We start from the raw sequence: 19378 nt of genomic DNA, 5'->3' as shown, positions 1-19378 counted from the left end.
ATTTTCCTCAAGCAATAGTATGGTTAGGACCAGGAAAGGTCGTTGCTTGAACTTCAGCAATGTATAACGACACGGCTTCGCGCATATCGCCGGTTTCTGCCAAGAAATTTTTCGAAAATTTAGGCATATAGTTTGCTGATATACCAAACATGTCATGCATCACTAAAATTTGGCCGTCAGTATCACTTCCTGCTCCGATACCAATTACAGGAACATTAACGGTTTCGGTGATCTTTTTGGCGAGAACTGCCGGAACACATTCTAATAAAATAACCTGAGCACCTGCGGCTTCCATTGCTAAAGCATCGTTCAGTATTTGATCTGCTTTTTGTTCTTCACGGCCTTGTACTTTGTAGCCGCCAAATATATTGACTGATTGGGGCGTTAATCCTAGATGTGCGCAGACAGGAATCGCACGATCAGTTAAAAATTTAACGGTGTCCACCAGCCAGTCACCACCTTCTAATTTCACCATATTGGCGCCAGCTTGCAGCAATAAAGCGGCATTTTTCCCTGCTTGATCTGGTGTGGCATAACTCATAAAAGGCATGTCAGCCATTAACAGACTGTTAGGGCTTCCTGCACGCACGCTACGCGTATGATAAGCCATATCCTCCATGGTAACTGGTAGTGTGGAGTTGTGTCCTTGTAAAACCATCCCAAGGGAGTCTCCAACTAATAGGACTGGCATTTCTTGTTGCTCGAAAAGTTGAGCAAAGCTCGCATCATAAGCGGTAGATGAAGCAAATTTTTTGCCTTGTTGTTTCCAAGTCATTAAGTCGTTTATAGTGATTTTTTTCATGTATGATCCTTAACGGGCTTCTGTTTGGCTATGGTTGCCAAATTCTAAGGCCATTTTTATCTACTATTGTGAGTAGATTTGAGAGCACTTCGCCATCTGGAAATATTAAATTAGGAGCAATTTCTGCCAGCGGATAGAGAACAAACTCTCTTTTTTTTATTCCATAATGAGGAATAACAAGGCGCTCAGAATTAATGATTTCACTACCATAAAGCAGAATATCTAAGTCGAGAGTTCTTGGTCCCCAACGTTCTTTTTTACGAACTCGACCATGTTCTAACTCAATTGCTTGAGTGGCATCTAACAACGTAATGGGTGGCAATTCGGTGCGTATTGCCACCACAGCATTAATGTAATCAGGTTGCTGTTGTGGTCCCATGGGAATGCTACTATATAATGACGACGCAGTTAAAAATTGGCTCTTTGGCAAACTTTTCAATGCTTTTATTGCATTTTTTGTTTGCGTAACGGGATCATTCAAGTTACTGCCAATCGCAATGTAAACGGTCTTCATTATTTAGATTTGCTCTTATTTTTATTTCGATAATTTTTACGTCGTCTAAAGTTTGTTTGGTCTTGACCTAATTCATTACTCATTGTTTGGCGAGCATTTTTGCCGGAGTTTTGGTACTTTTGCCACCATTTCGCTAATTCTTTGGTTTCGCCTTCTTCAACCTCTCCTCGCATTTCCAAGAAATCAAAACCGGCTCTGAATTTATTTAATTCCATTAAGCGACTCGCTCTTTTGCCATGTCTTCTTGGTAAACGTAATTGCAGTTGCCAAATTTCTCTTATTGTGGCGGTATGTCTTCGTGGAATTGCGATGGTTTTGACTTGTTTATCTAATACGATATTACTGGCTTCCATAATGGCATCGTAATAAGGCAAGCCTTTTTCTTCCATCATCTGACGCGCAATATCTGCTAGTGGATACCACAATATAGCGGCAAAAATAAAGGCAGGATTAACTCGCTTACCATCATTAATCCGTTTGTCGGTCGATTCTAAAACCAGCTCGATCATATGTTCGGTGTCAGATTCTCCGGTATCGGTAAAGTATTCAGAAATCAGTGGAAATAATGGTCTAAATAGGTCGTAATCTCGCATCAATAAATAGGTTTCAAGCCCATTGCCTGATTGCAGAAGTTTTAATGACTCTTCAAAAAGACGTGCAGAAGGAATATCGTCTAGTAAATGGGCGAGCTCAAGCATCGGATCGGCAGTTGTAGCACAAAGATCCATATCTAACTTCGCCGCAAACCTAACCGCTCTGAGCATACGGACTGGATCTTCACGGTAACGCGTTTCCGGATCGCCAATTAGTCGAATCAATCCGTCATCAAGGTCTTCCTTTCCATCGGCAAAATCATAGATACTAAAATCAGCAATGTTGTAATACATTGCATTGATTGTAAAATCTCGGCGTTCCGCATCCTCTTCAATAGTTCCATACACGTTATCTCTGAGTAACATGCCTTCATCTGATTGAGCAGAGACATTTTTTGTAGGTTCTTGATGGTGACCACGAAACGTTGCTACTTCAATGATTTCGCGGCCAAACATAATGTGAGCTAAGCGAAATCGACGGCCGATGAGTCGGCAGTTTTTAAATAGATCTCTAATTTGCTCTGGTGTGGCATTAGTCGCGATGTCAAAGTCTTTAGGTTTATGATTTAAAAGTAAATCTCTTACCCCACCACCAACTAAGAATGCATCAAACCCTGCATTACTCAGGCGATACAACACCTTCAATGCATTGTCACTAATGTCTTTACGGGAAATACCGTGGTCATTTCGTGTGATAATGTTCAGCTTAATTTCTCCAATATTATGGTGGTACTAAAAACGGTGCTAATAATAGCCTACACAACGTCATTTGAGAATGGTGTTATTATCTCGTTAGTATTAGGCAGTTCATTTATTGACCAGTTTGTACATCCCCAAGCGAGTATTTCATCCAAATTAGCGGCTTGAACCTCTTGCGGCAAGGAAAAACCTAAAAATTGCATTGCTTTAATAAGCGTAGCTTTGGGATATTGCAGATCAATGGCTTTTGCATGATTCTGTTTTGATAATTTATTACCTAATGGATCTGTTGCCAAAGGTAAATGTAAGTAGCTTACAGGGGGAACATTAAGTAGCTGGTAGAGGCTGATTTGCCGTCCTGTTGGTTCTATTAAATCTGCCCCTCTTACAACTTCGGTTACATGTTGTTGAATATCATCTATTACAACGGCTAAATTGTAAGCAAAAAGACCATCTCGACGTTTGATGATAAAATCTTCGTTTGCTAACGCTTGAGGAATGGTTATTCGTTTTTGCCTTATATCATCAAAATGATAAACAGGTTGATTTACCCGCAATCGTATCGCGTTGTTCATAGAGGAAGTCAGCTGTTTGTCTCGACACGTTCCCATATAAAAGCCACCCTGTGCTTTTATCTGTTTCCTTGAACACTCACAAAAGTAGGCTTGATCGTTATTTAACCATTTATCGATATAAGCTTGATAGATTTCATGACGTTGACTCTGATATATGACCTCTCCATCCCAATAGAGATGATAAGCTTCTAGAGAACGCAATATTAAGCTAGCAGCACCGGCTACTTCTCTTGGTGGGTCGAGATCTTCCATTCTAACCAACCAAGTACCTTGATTAGATTTCGCCTGAAAATAACTCCCGAGTGCGGCAACTAATGAACCGAAATGTAATGGTCCTGAAGGAGAAGGAGCAAAGCGACCAATATAGTTCATATTTGAATTAATTTTTCTGTTAGAGGGTAATGAGTTTTTCGTTTAAAGAATTAGATAGCTGAATAATAACTAAGAAACAGTGCTAGTTTAAAGTTAATACAATAAAAATACCAACCGCAAAAAGGGAGCAGAAGCTCCCTCAAATTTTTGCTGCAAGGTTAGCCTTGCATTTGTCGTTCTTTCATTTCAGCAAGTGTTTTACAATCGATACATAAATCGGCTGTAGGACGAGCCTCTAGACGACGTATGCCTACTTCAACACCGCAAGATTCGCAAAACCCAAAATCGTCTTCTTCGATCTTCTTCAACGTTTTTTCAATCTTTTTGATTAAACGACGTTCACGATCTCGGTTACGTAATTCAAGGCTGAACTCTTCTTCTTGTGAAGCTCTATCAACTGGATCTGGGAAGTTTGCAGCTTCATCTTGCATATGATGCACTGTTCTTTCAACTTCATCTCTAAGTTGGTCTCGCCATGCTCCTAAGATTTTAGCAAAGTGAGCCATTTGTTCTGGCGACATATATTCTTCACCAGCTTTCTCTTGGTAAGGCTCAACGCCCGCTATGGCTAAAATACCTAGCGCTTTTTTCTTCTCTGGCATACCACTTCTCCTACTGACACCAACATCAACTGACTTGCAGTTAATTTTAGGCGCGTATCTATATCAGAAAAAAAAGCTGGAAGCAAACACTGAAATTTCATTTTGCTTGCTGTGTGAACATTACATCAAGTTTTGTACCTCATTTGATAAAATCAATTGATGATGCAAGTTGCATATTGTTCGTTGAGATATCTGCCTTATAACAGAGTATTTCCACACCCGCTTTTCTTGCTTGCTCTAGTAATAATGAATAATTTGCATCTATATGGTGTGCTGCGGATACTTTTTCAATACCTGAATGTAAAACAGCGAATAAAAGTACAGCTCGATTACCATTATTGACCATTTCTGTGAGTTCACGCAGGTGTTTTTGGCCTCGAGTGGTCACAGTATCAGGAAAATAGCCGATACCTTTATCGCCTAACAAGGTGACACTTTTCACTTCTATGTAGCAAGGTTGCCTATTTTTTGATTCAAGTAAGATATCTATTCGGCTATTTTCGCTACCATATTTCACTTCAGTTTTGAGCGTTTCGTAACCTTTTAATTCTAAGATAATATTGTTGTTTATCGCTTCTACCGCAAGTGTATTTGCCCTTACCGTGTTAATACAAATCATATCGCCTTGTTTGGTTTGACTAATCTCCCAACTATTCGGATACTTCCTTTTTTGGTTGCTAGATGTGGAGTACCAAATAGTATTACCAACATCTGCACATCCTGTCATTGCACCTGTATTTGCGCAGTGTATGGTGCGAACTTCACCACTTGGAAGTTCGATATCGGCCAGAAAGCGTTTATAACGTTTTATTAATGTTGCGCATTCTAATTTCGGTTCAAAGTGCATATTATCTCGGTTTTCATTACAATCTATACATTAAGTAAATCATAAGGTTCTACCTTGTCACAACTACCAATTGAATCCGTTATCTCCGATTTGTTGACTCAGATAAATTTGAGTAATCAAATTATCCTTAAAGCGCCCCCTGGCGCAGGTAAGTCAACATTTTTTCCGCTTGAATTAATTCGTAATAATATTATTGAAGGCAAGATTGTTATGCTCGAACCAAGGCGTTTGGCAGCAAAAAATATTGCTCATTATTTAGCGAAGCAACTGGGTGAAAAAGTAGGTGAATGTGTCGGTTTTCGGGTAAGGGGTGAGACCAAGACAAGTTCTCAAACTAAGTTGGAGATTGTGACTGAAGGCGTTATGACTCGAATGCTTCAATCTGATCCTGAGTTAACAGGCATTGGTTTACTTATTTTTGATGAGTTTCACGAGAGAAGCATTCATGCTGATACTGCTTTGGCTTTTGCGTTAGAAGTACAAGATGCACTGAGAGATAATTTAAAAATTGTGTTGATGTCAGCAACACTTGATAACAATGCATTACATAACGTGTTACCTGAAGCTAAATACATTGAGTCCGAAGGTCGAAGTTATCCTATTGATTATCAATATTCCCCTTTGCGTATCAATGAGGGGCTAATTTCAGGGGTTGTGAAAGTCATTGAGCGAACCTTATCTAACGAAGGTGGTTCTATATTGGTTTTTTTACCAAGTGTCAGCGCGATCAAAAGTGTCGCATCATCGTTAGAGCAAATGACCGATGATACGCTAATTTTTCCTCTGTATGGAAGATTGACTTTTCAGCAACAGCAACAAGCGATAGCCCCGAATACAGATGGGAAACGAAAAGTTGTGTTGGCAACCAACATCGCAGAAACATCGTTAACCATCGAAGGTATTCGTATTGTTATTGATTCTGGGTTAGAAAGAGTGGCTAAGTTTGATCTCAAAACTGGAATCACTAAACTGGAAGAAAGCCGGATAACTCAATCTTCCGCTATTCAAAGAGCGGGTAGAGCTGGCCGTTTACAGCAAGGTCTGTGTATTCGACTGTATAGCGAAGAACAATTTAAGCTACAAGCGAGTTCTCCCGAACCTGAGATATTGCGCTCTGATCTTTCGTCGTTATGCTTAGAACTGATTCAATGGGGAGCAACCGAAGTCAATCAACTCCGTTGGTTGGATGTTCCTTTAGCAACTAACCTTTCTCAAGGTTTCGATTTATTAGAAAAATTAGGTTTGATTACTGATGAGAAAAAATTAACGTCTGTTGGTTTATCTACGCAGAAATTAGCAATAGAGCCCAGACTTGGTGCCATGTTATCTAAACTGTATTTATATCAGTTTGATGTAAAAGAACCTAACGATAGTCGCAGTGATGATTCTATAAATAAAGATAATTTGATAACTACAGCATTAGCGTTGATCGCTATGATAGAAGAATCCTCTTATGCTAATGTAGATATAGCCCAATCACTGTATTTACTGAAGGAAAAACGTCATCGAACTCAACACTCAATTGAAGCGAGAGCTCGGTATCTTGCGCAAAAAATAGTGTTCAAGTTTACACTCAATAACATTGACGATGACCACGCAGGTTTGTGTCTCGCGTTAGCTTATCCAGATCGAATTGCTCAACAACGTCGAGGACGTGATGGGCAATTTTTGTTTGCCAACGGTCATGGTGGTGCTATTGATAGCCTAGAAACTTTGTCAACTCAAGATTATATCGTGGCGGTAAACTTAATCCGGAGTAACCAACAAACCAGTCAAATATTTGCAGCAGCTCGGCTCAATATAAGCCAGCTATATCAAGTTAATCCAAGTTTATTTGAATACAAAGAATCGGTTGATTGGGATGATATTAAAGGTCAATTAATCGCTGAAAAACAATTATTATTAGGTAAGCTAATTATATCGGTTCAACCATTACCAAAACCTGATGCAAAAAAAATGACACAAGCATTGCTTAATTTTGTCAGACGTAAAGGTTTATCCTGCTTAAACTGGACGACATCTAGCCTTGGTTTGTTACAAAGAATACGCTGCGGGGTAGAGTGGTTTGACGAAAAATCTTGGCCTGATTTTTCTGAGCAAGGCTTATTAGATAACCTAGAGTCATGGTTAGAACCATTTATGACAGGAAAATTAACGGTTAATAATTTAACTCGTATTGATCTATCACAAGCATTACTTGCTTACTTAGGCTGGCCATTGAATCAAGAAATAAATACTTTGCTCCCAGTTCATTATCAATTACCGACGGGGAGTAAAAAGACCATTATTTATAAACAGGGTTCTGAACCGATGATTTCGGTTCGAATGCAAGAGGTATTTGGTGAACGAGATTCACCATTAATTGCTGATGGTAGAAAGCGAATTGTATTGGAGCTTTTATCTCCAGCCTATCGCCCGTTACAGATTACTTCTGATTTAGCTAGTTTTTGGGCTGGAAGCTATCAAGAAGTGCGAAAAGAAATGAAAGGAAGATATCCTAAACATCCTTGGCCTGACGATCCGGTCAATCACGTTGCTACCACAAAAACTAAGCGACAGTTGAAGTCATGATGAATATAAAAAATAGCGCAGCTAATCTAAAAAAGCTTAACGGTAATCGTGTTAAAAAAACCAATAATATGAATAAAAATGAGATGCTAAAAACAAGAAATAATGCAATAAAAAAAACACCAGTAAAAAGAAAAACAGCGGCTAAAAAAAGTACGGCGACGAAAAAAAACACCACAAAAAGTAAAGCCAAACAGAGTAATAGCAAAAAAGGGTGGTTTAAGACAATCTGGAGTTTCGGTTGGAAATTATCTGTTACGTTAGTTGCGGTGCTGGTTTTTGTTGGTATTTATTTCGATTCAATAGTGAAAGAAAAATTTGAAGGCCAAGTTTTTGATTTGCCTACTGTGGTTTATGCACGAGTGCTAAATCTGTCACCAGGCATGGAACTTAGTTTACAAGAAATGCTGCAAGAGTTAGATGTCTTGGCCTATAGAAAAGTACAGAATCCGAAAAATGTGGGAGAGTATTCCGCTTCGTCGACAAAAATAGAATTAATCAGACGTCCTTTTGATTTTGAAGATGGCCCTGAACCCGATCGACACGTTATGTTGCATTTCGATAATCTAGGTTTAAAACGTATTGAATCTCTAGAAAAAAAAGGTGATCTTGGTTTTTTAAGAATAGAGCCGAAAATGCTTGGTATGTTGGAAAAACAGGTAAGTGAAACGCGTCTTTATTTAAAACGTAATCAATTCCCCGAGTTTTTAGTTGATGCCTTACTTGCAACCGAAGATAGGAACTTTTACCAGCATGACGGGGTGTCTCCGACTTCGATACTCAGAGCATTGGTAGCCAATATCAAAGCGGGTCGCACCGTACAAGGCGGAAGCACTTTAACTCAACAGTTAGCAAAGAACCTGTTTCTGAGCCGCGAAAAAACGATTTGGCGAAAAATTCGCGAAGCTTACATTGCTTTGATTCTTGATTATAGATACGACAAAGATAAGATCTTGGAAGCTTACTTAAATGAAGTGTATTTAGGTCAGAGTGGTGGACAAGCAGTACATGGATTTGGTTTGGCGTCTCGGCTGTATTTTGGCGCACCAGTACAAGAGCTAAGATATGATCAACTCGCGTTGCTGGTAGGAATGGTGAAAGGGCCATCTTATTACAACCCAATTAAAAATCCACAAAGAGCAAAAGAACGAAGAGATTTAGTGTTGCGTCTTATGATGCGACAAGAGTACTTAACGGCGAGTCAATACGATCAGGCGGTAAATCGAGATCTGGATATTCAGGATAACCCGCAAATTGCTCGTCGACAGCCTGCTTATTTTCAACAATTAGCTAATGAATTAAAGCAAAAGGTCGGTGATAAGTTCAGCACATTGACCGGACTCACTCTGTTTACTACCTTAGACCCTGTCTCGCAAACGATGTTAGAGCAGGCTGTACAGAAAAAAATTCCAGAACTCGAAAAAAACAGTGGCAAAGGATTAGAAGCCGCAGCCATTGCTGTTGATCGAAAAACAGGTGAAATTAGAGCCATGGTTGGAGGCAAACGAATTGGATATGACGGCTTCAATAGAGTATTAAATGCGAGTAGACAAATTGGGTCATTAGCCAAGCCGGCTGTGTATTTAACCGCATTGTCCGATCCTGAACATTATAATTTAGTGACGACACTTGCTGATAAGCCGATTACTTTAAAAGGCAATAAAGGTAGTGTTTGGCAACCTAAAAACTTTGATAATAAATTTAGGGGAAATGTGCCACTTTATCAGGCAATGGCTAAGTCAATTAATATTCCGACCGTGAGGCTTGGGCTAGAATTAGGCATTGATAAAGTGACCGATACACTTGAAGATCTGGGTGTGGAACGATCTGAGATTCGTCCTGTTCCGTCAATGTTTTTAGGTTCATTCTCACTAACACCATTTCAGGTTGCACAAATGTATCAAACGTTAACTAATTCTGGTCAACGAGCATCACTGACTGCTTTGCGAGTGGTAAAAGATAACGATGATAATATCTATTATCAATCGATGCCTAAAAAACAGAGAACGGTAGATCAGCAAGCGGCTTGGCTTACAACTTATGCAATGAAAAAAGCCATAAGCGAAGGCACAGGACGCTATTTACATACCAAATATAGCTGGGCTGCGTTAGCCGGTAAAACAGGCACAAGTAACGATAGCAGAGACAGTTGGTTTGTTGGAGTCGATGGGCGAGAAGTGGTGACATTATGGGTTGGACGAGATGATAACAAGCCAACAAAATTGACAGGCTCTAGTGGGGCTCTACGTGTATATAGTGACTATCTATCTTCTAGAATTCCACAGAGATTGACTTTACCTTGGCCAAAAGACATGGTTACCATCGGTTTTGAGCAACAAAAAAATGGCGAATATAAGCTCGACTGCGACAATAAGTACAAACTACCAGTTTGGGATAAAAACCATACGTTAAAGGACTCTTGCGCAAGTATGACACCATGGTTTAAAAAATTATTTAATTGATATGATTAGTGCTGTTAACGCTGTTTATTCAACTTTATGCAAAGGGATTAATGTGAAAAGTAAGGATCTACTTATTTGTTGTTGGTATGCGATCATAATTTTATTGTCCTCTCAAATAAATATCGCGTTTGCTGAGGCCGAAGCTCATGTCGGCTCCGCGGCCATCGTTGAGTCTGAAATTCCTGTTGATCCTGAACTTCTCGGCAACACGAAACTAGTCGACGTTTCCTATAAAAAATCACGGCCTACTATTGCATTAGTTCTCGCCGGAGGAGGAGCAAAAGGAGCGGCTCATATTGGTGTTCTTAAAGCCCTTGAAGAGATGTATGTGCCAGTTGATATCATTACAGGTACAAGCATGGGAGCATACATTGGAGGTTTATATGCAACAGGAATGAGTGCTGACGAAATTGAATCACTCATTTATTCGACGAAATGGAACGATGGTTATAGAGACCGAGTGGACCGAAGCGAACTTAGAGTCATTCAAAAATTACACGAAGATCATTACCAAATAAATACAGATCTAGGCGTCAGATTTGGTGAATTGCGTTCCCCCAAAGGCGTGGTTCAAGGGCAAGGAATGATGCAAATCTTACGTGTCACCTCTGGAAACTTACCTACCTTTGAATCTTTTGATCAATTGCCTATTCAATATCGAGCAGTTGCTACTGATATTATTGATTTAAAACCGGTTGTTCTTGAAAAGGGCCTATTGACGGATGCAATGATGGCAAGTATGTCGGTTCCTGGAGCTTTGCCTCCTTATGAAATTGATGGTCGCTTATTAGTTGATGGTGGGGTAACCAATAATATGCCAGTAGACTTAGCAAAAGAGTTAGGTGCTGACATTGTGATCGCTGTTGATATTAGTACGGAATACTTTAATAAGGAACAGATGAATAACTTTGTTACGGTAGGCGGTCAATTATCAAATTATCTTGTCCGTCGTACTACCGATGAGCAAACTCAATATTTAACGGATCAAGATACCTTATTAAGGCCAACCGTTGGCGATATGGAAACCATGGAATTTGATAAGATGCCTGCAGCTTATACTCAAGGGTATGAGGTCGCTCAAAAAGAAAAACAGGCTTTATCACGTTATTCTGTATCAACTAGCCAATATCAGCAGTATATCGATCACAAAGAAAAACTCAGACGTGAGCTGATTTATGGTGATGATCTAGTGGTAGATCGTATTACTTTAAATAATTACTCTCATTACGATGATAGATTAGTGCTTAATAAATTAGACATTGAAACGGGGAGCAAGATATCCACTGAATCTTTGGAAAAAAGTGTGCGTAACCTTTACGCTATTGATCGTTTTGAAACCGTGGCTTACCACTTTGAAACAAATAATGATGAAACGAATTTAATCATTGATGTTAAAGAGAAAGAGTGGGGACCCAATTATATGAACTTTCGTTTATTTGTAGAAGAGGACTTTGCATCTGACAGTGAATATTCTTTAGGTTTTTCTACTAACTTTACTGGCTTAAACAGTGCCGGTGCAGAACTACAGTTTAACCTTGATTTTGGTACCGATAGGCGAGTCGCATTGATTTGGGAATCTCCTTTTTTATTCAGCCCCAGTTTAATGAATATGGCGAGTGTGGTTTACAATAAAGATCAAAAAAGTACACCGATAGATGGTTATTTGAGTGGTTCACCTTTAGACATGACCGATAACTCTTTATCGACAACCTATACTGATTTTACTATTGAAGCTGCAATTGGCTATCAGCCTGAATTTTGGCATGTCTCTTACCTAGGATTAAGATATATCGATGGATCAGCAAATTTAACTACACTGCCTATTTTAGGGAATGCTGACTACACTCGACGAGGCGCTTTTGTTCATTATCGGCTAGATACGTTAGATGATTATAGCCTTCCTACTTCCGGGTTTTTAGTTGATTTAGATTACTTCATTTCCGATGATTCAGTTAGTGGTAGTCGACTGCCTTATACCGATGCAACGGAACAGATTGATTATAGCCATGATGTTGTGCATGAAATTTCTGCTAAATTTCGTGGTGCGGTTAGTTTTGACAAACACACCTGGGTTGCAGCGGCTGAATATGGCGTAGTAGCCGATAAAAGCAGTAATAATCCTCCTATTCAACCTAAAGAGTTGGGTGGTTTTTTACGTTTGTCTGGTATATCGAGAGATAGCTTAGTCGGCGATAATTTATTATTTACTAGTCTTGTCTATCGATATAAGTGGTTTGACAACGATTTTGGACTCTTTACTGCTCCCGTCTATTACGGCGCATCGCTAGAGTATGGTGGCGTCTGGTCTGATACCGATGTATCCGCTTCTGATGCTCCATTATATATGGCAGGTTCGGTATTTGCTGGGGTAGCATCTCCTATTGGACCGATAGTATTTGCTTTTGGCATGACAGAAGAAAATCACCAATCTTATTATTTGATTTTAGGACAGACGTTTTAATTGTAGATGGGCGAATGGTTACTTTGTACCGATATGCACATTTTATGAGTGATATAAGCATTCTAAACTAGAACTTTAGTCGTAACTTGCTATGTTGGTCAATATGATTAGATTTTAATTTTTAGTTAAATTTGCTATATTCCACGCACAGTTTGGTCTTTGCCACTATTGATCATTAGAAAGAAATAAACAGCGAAAAAAAGTGGTGAGCCATATTTCCAAGGATGTTTGTGTTGTTAAATACAGACCGTAATATGAGGAATAAGTCGTGCTTGAAGCCTATCGTAAACACGTCGAAGAGCGTGCAGTAGAGGGTGTTGTACCTCAACCCCTAAACGCTGAGCAAGTTGCTGCTCTTGTAGAGCTTGTTAAAAATCCCCCAGAAGGTGAAGAAGAAGTACTTCTTGAACTTTTTGAAAATAGAATTCCACCGGGAGTAGATGAAGCTGCCTATGTTAAAGCAGGATTTTTAACTGCTTTAGCAAAAGGAGAGGCATCATCTCCTTTGATTAATAAAGAGAAAGCGACCGAATTACTAGGCACCATGCAAGGTGGCTACAATATCGAATCTCTAATTGATTTATTAGAAGACGACACTCTAGCACCTATTGCAGCTAAGGCACTTTCACACACATTGCTAATGTTTGATTCGTTTTATGATGTAGAAGAAAAAGCGAAAGCAGGTAATGAATATGCCAAGCAAGTTATTACGTCTTGGGCTGAAGCTGAGTGGTTTTTATCTAAACCACAATTACAAGAGAAAGTTACCTTAACGGTGTTTAAAGTAACTGGTGAAACAAATACTGATGACCTTTCTCCGGCACCAGATGCTTGGTCTCGTCCAGATATTCCTCTTCATGCGTTAGCGATGTTAAAAAATGCTAGAGAAGGAATAGAACCTGATGTTCCAGGTTCAGTTGGTCCAATTAAACAAATAGCAGCATTAAAAGAAAAAGGTCATCAATTGGTTTATGTTGGTGACGTTGTAGGAACCGGTTCTTCACGTAAATCAGCAACAAACTCAGTGCTATGGTTTATGGGAGATGACATTCCTAATGTGCCGAATAAAAAAGCTGGCGGATACTGTCTTGGCGGAAAAATTGCCCCAATCTTTTTCAATACAATGGAAGATGCGGGAGCACTACCAATTGAAGTAGATGTTTCTAAATTAAATATGGGAGACGTGATTGACGTGTTCCCTTATGAAGGCAAAGTGACTGACCATGAAACAGGTGCTGTTCTCGCTGAATTTGAGCTTAAAACAGATGTGCTAATTGATGAAGTAAGAGCGGGTGGACGAATCCCTCTTATTATCGGACGTGGTCTTACTGACCGTGCGCGCGAATCACTAGGCTTAGAACCTTCGGATGTATTCCGTCGTCCAGTTGCCGTTGCCGATACTGGTAAAGGGTATTCTTTAGCACAAAAAATGGTTGGTAAAGCTTGTGGTGTTGAAGGTATTCGCCCTGGAACTTACTGTGAACCTAAGATGACAACGGTTGGCTCTCAAGACACTACTGGGCCTATGACACGAGATGAACTCAAAGATTTGGCGTGTTTAGGTTTCTCTGCCGATTTAGTTATGCAATCTTTCTGTCACACATCTGCTTATCCAAAACCAATAGATGTAAATACTCACCATACATTGCCTGATTTTATTAGAAATCGAGCTGGCGTTTCATTACGTCCAGGTGACGGTGTTATCCACTCTTGGTTAAACCGTATGCTATTACCCGATACTGTGGGTACTGGGGGCGATTCACATACTCGTTTCCCTCTTGGTATTTCTTTCCCTGCCGGTTCTGGCTTGGTTGCTTTTGCCGCAGCTACAGGGGTTATGCCATTGGATATGCCTGAATCAATCTTAGTTCGCTTTAAAGGTGAAATGCAACCGGGTATTACTCTACGTGATTTAGTTCATGCTATTCCACTGTACGGTATAAAACAGGGGCTTTTGACCGTAGAAAAAGCAGGAAAAATTAATGAGTTTTCTGGCCGAGTATTAGAGATTGAAGGTGTAGAACATCTTACAGTTGAGCAAGCTTTTGAGCTCTCTGATGCTTCAGCAGAACGCTCTGCGGCAGGTTGTACAGTTAAGCTTTCTGAAGAGTCAATATCAGAATATCTGAACTCTAATATTGTTATGCTTAAATGGATGATCTCAGAAGGTTATGGTGATCGCCGTACTATCGAGCGTCGTATTAAGTCTATGCAAGAATGGCTAGCGAATCCTGAATTAATGGAAGCGGATAGTGATGCTGAATATGCTCATGTTATTGAAATTGATTTAGCTGAAATTAATGAACCTATTTTGTGTGCACCTAATGATCCTGATGACGCGCGTTTGCTATCAGAAGTGCAGGGTACAGCAATCGATGAAGTATTCATTGGTTCATGTATGACAAACATCGGACATTTCCGTGCCGCAGGTAAGCTTTTAGATAACTATAAAGGCCAACTTGATACTCGTTTGTGGATCGCCCCTCCAACTAAAATGGATAAAGATCAGCTAACTGAAGAAGGTTATTATGGGATATTTGGTCGAGCAGGAGTAAGAATTGAAACTCCAGGTTGTTCATTATGTATGGGTAACCAAGCTCGTGTGGCGGATAATGCCACAGTAATGTCTACATCGACTCGTAACTTCCCTAACCGTCTAGGTACAGGGGCGAATGTTTATCTAGCTTCTGCTGAATTGGCATCTGTAGGGGCTATTTTAGGTAAGATTCCTAGCAAAGAAGAATACTTAGAATACACTAAACAACTAGATGCAACCGCTTCTGATACCTATCGTTATTTGAACTTCCATAAAATGGGGCAATATACGGATAAAGCAGATACGGTTATTTTTCAAGAACCTGCTTAAAAACTAAATAATCTTTTTTAGTGTAATAGAACCCGCTTATTTTAGCGGGTTTTTTATTTGTAAAATTAATGATAAAACAGATATGCATAGCTTCACATAATAAATACATGAGCCACGTCTTAATAATGAGACGAAAAATTGCATAGAATGGCTTAATTGTGGGACAGTAAATTAGTGGTTAGAGCCTTAACTATTGTCTGTTGGTAATATTATCTCAAAGTGATAAAGGATTTTTGGATGGGAACTCAATTCCGAATGGATTCTGTCCCTGGCCCACTCATAGTGGTAAGTGGTAAGAATGAACCTTGGTTATCGGTACTAGAACAAGCCGGTTGGCAGTGCCAAAGATGTGGTGATTTACGCAAAGCTGATGCTCTTCTGCATGACATTGGTCCTTGCATAGGAATTGTGGATCTTAGTCAGGACGAATTTAGCTTAAACGGGATCGCTAATTTAGTTAGCCGATATAAGCATGTACGTTGGATCGCGTTTATCAGAGAATCTCAGCTGAATTCCGATACTATTTGCCAGTTTATCGTTAATTTCTGTATTGATTTTTTCACTTCTCCTATCCCTGATGCACAATTATTAAGCACCATTGGCCATCAATCAGGAATGCTTAAATTAGAAAAGAAAGTATGGCCTGATTTTGGCAATACTAAAAATATGGGGATTTCTGGTGATTCTGTTTCAATTAAACGTTTAAGGGAACAAATCAGGCGAATCGGTTCTACAGATGTTAGCATTGTCATTTATGGCGAAAATGGTGCAGGTAAAGAAAGTGTTGCTAAGGCCGTACATACAATGTCTGCACGTGCTAAACAACCTTTTGTTGTTGTTAATTGTGGCGCTCTTTCTGAATCTAGAATGCAAGAAGATATTTTTGGGATTGGTGCAGAAGAAGGGACAAAGAGTTATCTAGAGCAAGCCAATGGCGGAACGATTTTTTTTAATGACATTTTAACGTTGCCTTTCTCACAACAACAAAATTTATTACGATTCATGCGTGATGGGAAAATTGAGTCCGAAAATGGAAATAAAGAACTAAACGTTAGGGTTCTTACCGCTTACAGTTCTGATATTGAAAAAGCACTGATTGATAAAGATTTTAACGAAGAGCTTTACCACTATATTAACGTGTTACGAATTAATGTTCCGAGCCTTAAAGAAAGAGCTGGAGATATTACTATTTTGGCTAGAGAATTCCTGCAAGAATTCTCTAAAGATTATAATGCCCAAGCGAAAGATTTCTCTGATGAAGCGCTTAAAGCGCTAACGCAATATCATTGGCCGGGAAATGTCAGAGAATTGATGAATCAAATTAAACGTGCAGTGTTGATGTCTGACAGTGATATTATTGATGTTAACCATTTAGATTTACCACAAATATCCAATGATAAGCGCAGTCTCAAAGCCATTAGGGAAAATGCAGAACGTGATGCTCTGATTTGTGTTTTAGAATCTTATGATGGACAAGTTTCCCCCGCAGCTAAAGAACTAGGGGTATCACGAGCGACTATGTATCGATTACTGAATAAACACAATCTTATTACCGAGGCTATTTAACGATTAATAGGGAATAGAGATAAAGTTTCTCTTGCATACCTAGTTAGCTGGCTTTATCTTTCTGATCTAACTTGCTCTTTTTGAGTAAAATGATGCAAATGACCGGTTGAAACTTAAAATATACTGGTCATTTTGGTAATTGAAGGGAGTGATTATGATATCTAAGTGGGCAAAACGTTTCTATCAGATGGCAGAACTGGTTGCATCATGGAGCAAAGACCCATCAACTCAAGTTGGTGCAGTGATAACAGAGAAAAATCGTATTGTTTCAGTAGGATTTAATGGCTATCCACATGGTGTTTCAGATAGTGCCAATACTGATGATCGTGATATGAAATACTTGAAGACACTGCATGCCGAGGAAAATGCGATTTTGTTTGCCAAAAGAGCATTAGATGGCTGCGAGATTTGGGTAACCCATTTTCCGTGTCCAAACTGCGCTGCGAAAATCATACAAACAGGTATATCCGCAGTCCATTGTCCTGAACAAACAGAAGATTTTTTATCTCGCTGGGGAGATAAAATTACGGTTAGCCAAGATATGTTTTTACAAGCAGGTGTAAAAGTCGACTGGCTAGCTATTTCTGATATTAAGTAGTTGGGGTGACATTAAGTCATCGTTTTGATATCAGTTTGTCGCTTAGATTAAACAAGGTTGTTTATATTATCTAATATTTCTTGAGTGAAGTTTTTTCGTAAATAAAATCCTCTAGGCAACGTTTTAATGGGGTTTCCTGTTGCGCCAAAAGCCTCGGTTAGAACACGACTATTGGCGGCTTTTGGCCTCAGTTGTAACACTTCGCCATGTTTGGCGGTAATTTGTTCTACTTGCCCCAATACGATCATTTCCATTAATTCTTCCCAGTCTGCTTGTAGTTGTTTATCTTGTTCTTCGTTTGGTCGCCATAAAATAGGTGAGCCTACTTTACGATCTGATAAAGGAATTTCACGCTCTCCCTCTACTGGAATCCAGAGAACTTTAGATAATTTTTGACGAACATGACTGGTGCGCCAAGTTAAACCATGTACTCCAACTAATGGTGCTACACAAACAAATGTTGTTTCAAGCGGTACGCCAGTATAACTCACGGGAATCGTTTTTAACTCTATGCCAAGGTCAATGAAATCTTGTTGTGGTTTACTTCCTGCTTTGGCTCCTAAGTGCCATTCGAGTAACTGTCCTACCCAACCTTTGTCTCGTTTTAAATTAGGTGGCATTGGTACATTTGCGATAGACGCTAATTCAGTAAAAGATGATCCTGCAATATCCAATGCTCTTTGAATAAGTTCTGCTTCTGTTTTAGGTTCAGGATTCATAAGGTGCCATCAAGAGTAAAAAACACAATTGTAACAAACTTGCGATTAGGAAAAGAATCTTTATGTTGATCTAATTTAGCCATTCACGTTTTATTTTGAGTTATCCACAGGTTAAAAAATAAAAATAGCGATTATTTTCTAACTGGATCAATTAACAGTAGTTTAGCAAGACTTTTTTGATTGAAAAAAACAACAAACAATGAAACATACAAGTATAAATGTGGATAACCCTTATGATGGTGGATCTTTGACCGATCAATTTTCATTAAAGATCATTATATAATTAACTATTAATTTATTGGTATTGAATGTAATTAAGTCTTTGTTATAAATTAATAATTTTGTTTTTTTTATATGTTGAGTTATTTTTGTCGGTTTATTGAGTAACCAAATAATAGAGTTTGACAGTAATTCTTCACAAACTTATTCACAGAAAAAGTGAATAAATAGCGGTAAGGTGGTCAAACTATGTTGATAACTAGCAAATAGAGTAAATGCAGGACAAAAGTGAGTGTTGCTTAATAAATATTGCTTAAATGTGGCGAGTAAATTTGCGACCTTTAGGGATATGTGGAAAAATCACTGTAACAAATATTTTTTTAGAGGTTGGCCAGTGATCGATGGCGATGGTTACCGCTTAAATGTGGGAATCGTGATTTGTAACAACCATGGTCAGGTATTCTGGGCTAAACGATACGGGCAACATTCTTGGCAGTTTCCTCAAGGGGGAATTGATGAAGGTGAAACTCCTGAGCAAGCTATGTTTAGAGAGTTATACGAAGAAGTTGGTCTTACTAAACAAGATGTGAAAATCATCGCAACAAGTCGTCATTGGTTAAGGTACCGCCTACCAAAACGTCTTGTTCGTTGGGATTCTAAACCTGTTTGTATCGGACAAAAACAGAAATGGTTTTTATTACGTATGGTGAGCGATGAATCGCAAGTCAATATGCAACGTGGTAATACCCCTGAGTTTGATGGTTGGCGGTGGGTTAGTTTTTGGTATCCTGTTAGGCAAGTTGTCTCGTTTAAACGCGATGTCTATCGGAGAGCAATGAAAGAATTTGCATCTTTAGCTATGCCCTTTAAAGAACGAAAAGTGAAGGGTAAGCGAAAAAACCGTAGGGGATAACA

At 39.1% G+C, this 19378-nt stretch carries 14 protein-coding genes; 7 read left to right on the top strand and 7 right to left on the bottom strand.

From position 1 onward, the window contains the following. Nucleotides 1-7: 7 nt before the first annotated feature. From panB to sfsA, 6 genes are all read right to left on the bottom strand, one after another. A complete protein-coding gene (gene panB / locus R3X26_RS08505; RefSeq protein WP_317716877.1) occupies nucleotides 8-802 on the bottom strand; it encodes a 3-methyl-2-oxobutanoate hydroxymethyltransferase in 795 nt (264 codons plus the stop codon). 28 nt (nucleotides 803-830) lie between these two features. Continuing rightward, on the bottom strand, nucleotides 831-1316 hold the full coding sequence (folK, locus tag R3X26_RS08500) for a 2-amino-4-hydroxy-6-hydroxymethyldihydropteridine diphosphokinase (RefSeq protein WP_317716875.1): 486 nt from the start codon (nucleotides 1314-1316) through the stop codon (nucleotides 831-833). Further along, on the bottom strand, nucleotides 1316-2629 hold the full coding sequence (pcnB, locus tag R3X26_RS08495; RefSeq protein ID WP_317716990.1) for a polynucleotide adenylyltransferase PcnB: 1314 nt from the start codon (nucleotides 2627-2629) through the stop codon (nucleotides 1316-1318). Before pcnB ends, folK begins: the two co-directional genes overlap by 1 nt. A gap of 35 nt (nucleotides 2630-2664) precedes the next feature. After that, on the bottom strand, nucleotides 2665-3555 hold the full coding sequence (gene gluQRS, locus R3X26_RS08490; RefSeq protein ID WP_317716873.1) for a tRNA glutamyl-Q(34) synthetase GluQRS: 891 nt from the start codon (nucleotides 3553-3555) through the stop codon (nucleotides 2665-2667). Between the two features lie 158 nt (nucleotides 3556-3713). Continuing rightward, complete coding sequence (gene dksA, locus R3X26_RS08485) at nucleotides 3714-4157, bottom strand: RNA polymerase-binding protein DksA (RefSeq protein WP_317716871.1); 444 nt, start codon at nucleotides 4155-4157, stop codon at nucleotides 3714-3716. Nucleotides 4158-4296: 139 nt separating this feature from the next. Beyond that, entirely contained in the window at nucleotides 4297-5004 is a 708-nt protein-coding gene (gene sfsA, locus R3X26_RS08480; RefSeq protein WP_317716869.1) for a DNA/RNA nuclease SfsA, read from the bottom strand. Between the two features lie 81 nt (nucleotides 5005-5085). Between sfsA and hrpB the strand changes: the two genes are divergently transcribed. The 6 genes from hrpB to R3X26_RS08450 all read left to right on the top strand — a co-directional run bounded on the left by hrpB (nucleotide 5086) and on the right by R3X26_RS08450 (nucleotide 17525). Continuing rightward, the gene (hrpB, locus tag R3X26_RS08475) at nucleotides 5086-7575 is read left to right on the top strand and encodes an ATP-dependent helicase HrpB (RefSeq protein WP_317716989.1); all 2490 of its coding nucleotides are present in this window, start codon (nucleotides 5086-5088) and stop codon (nucleotides 7573-7575) included. An 83-nt stretch (nucleotides 7576-7658) separates the two neighbouring features. Then, nucleotides 7659-10034, top strand: a complete 2376-nt coding sequence (gene mrcB / locus R3X26_RS08470) for a penicillin-binding protein 1B (protein ID WP_317716988.1) — start codon at nucleotides 7659-7661, stop codon at nucleotides 10032-10034. A 52-nt stretch (nucleotides 10035-10086) separates the two neighbouring features. Further along, nucleotides 10087-12495, top strand: coding sequence for a patatin-like phospholipase family protein (locus tag R3X26_RS08465; protein ID WP_317716867.1), 2409 nt, complete (start codon nucleotides 10087-10089; stop codon nucleotides 12493-12495). 268 nt (nucleotides 12496-12763) lie between these two features. Next, nucleotides 12764-15361: a bifunctional aconitate hydratase 2/2-methylisocitrate dehydratase gene (gene acnB, locus R3X26_RS08460; RefSeq protein ID WP_317716865.1), complete on the top strand. Its 2598-nt coding sequence runs from the start codon at nucleotides 12764-12766 to the stop codon at nucleotides 15359-15361. Between the two features lie 237 nt (nucleotides 15362-15598). Continuing rightward, entirely contained in the window at nucleotides 15599-16927 is a 1329-nt protein-coding gene (locus R3X26_RS08455; RefSeq protein ID WP_317716863.1) for a sigma-54 dependent transcriptional regulator, read from the top strand. A gap of 154 nt (nucleotides 16928-17081) precedes the next feature. Beyond that, the gene (locus R3X26_RS08450) at nucleotides 17082-17525 is read left to right on the top strand and encodes a cytidine/deoxycytidylate deaminase family protein (protein ID WP_317716861.1); all 444 of its coding nucleotides are present in this window, start codon (nucleotides 17082-17084) and stop codon (nucleotides 17523-17525) included. Nucleotides 17526-17572: 47 nt separating this feature from the next. Here R3X26_RS08450 and mutH read toward each other — a convergent pair whose 3' ends face one another. Continuing rightward, nucleotides 17573-18244, bottom strand: a complete 672-nt coding sequence (mutH, locus tag R3X26_RS08445; RefSeq protein ID WP_317716859.1) for a DNA mismatch repair endonuclease MutH — start codon at nucleotides 18242-18244, stop codon at nucleotides 17573-17575. 613 nt (nucleotides 18245-18857) lie between these two features. Here mutH and rppH point away from each other — a divergent pair. Beyond that, nucleotides 18858-19376 carry an RNA pyrophosphohydrolase gene (gene rppH / locus R3X26_RS08440; protein WP_317716857.1) on the top strand — a complete coding sequence of 173 codons (519 nt, stop codon included), beginning with the start codon at nucleotides 18858-18860 and terminating at the stop codon, nucleotides 19374-19376. Nucleotides 19377-19378 lie beyond the last annotated feature (2 nt).

Source organism: Vibrio sp. TH_r3 (genome assembly GCF_033101115.1).
Lineage (GTDB): Bacteria > Pseudomonadota > Gammaproteobacteria > Enterobacterales > Vibrionaceae > Vibrio.
The sequence above is the reverse complement of the archived record's forward strand: the minus strand, read 5'-3'. Positions and strand labels throughout refer to the sequence as shown.

Coding starts and splice junctions, on each gene's coding strand:
- panB (WP_317716877.1), bottom strand. CDS start 802: ATGAAAAAAATCACTATAAACGACTTAATGACTTGGAAACAACAAGGC.
- folK (WP_317716875.1), bottom strand. CDS start 1,316: ATGAAGACCGTTTACATTGCGATTGGCAGTAACTTGAATGATCCCGTT.
- gluQRS (WP_317716873.1), bottom strand. CDS start 3,555: ATGAACTATATTGGTCGCTTTGCTCCTTCTCCTTCAGGACCATTACAT.
- dksA (WP_317716871.1), bottom strand. CDS start 4,157: ATGCCAGAGAAGAAAAAAGCGCTAGGTATTTTAGCCATAGCGGGCGTT.
- sfsA (WP_317716869.1), bottom strand. CDS start 5,004: ATGCACTTTGAACCGAAATTAGAATGCGCAACATTAATAAAACGTTAT.
- mrcB (WP_317716988.1), top strand. CDS start 7,659: ATGCTAAAAACAAGAAATAATGCAATAAAAAAAACACCAGTAAAAAGA.
- R3X26_RS08455 (WP_317716863.1), top strand. CDS start 15,599: ATGGGAACTCAATTCCGAATGGATTCTGTCCCTGGCCCACTCATAGTG.
- R3X26_RS08450 (WP_317716861.1), top strand. CDS start 17,082: ATGATATCTAAGTGGGCAAAACGTTTCTATCAGATGGCAGAACTGGTT.
- mutH (WP_317716859.1), bottom strand. CDS start 18,244: ATGAATCCTGAACCTAAAACAGAAGCAGAACTTATTCAAAGAGCATTG.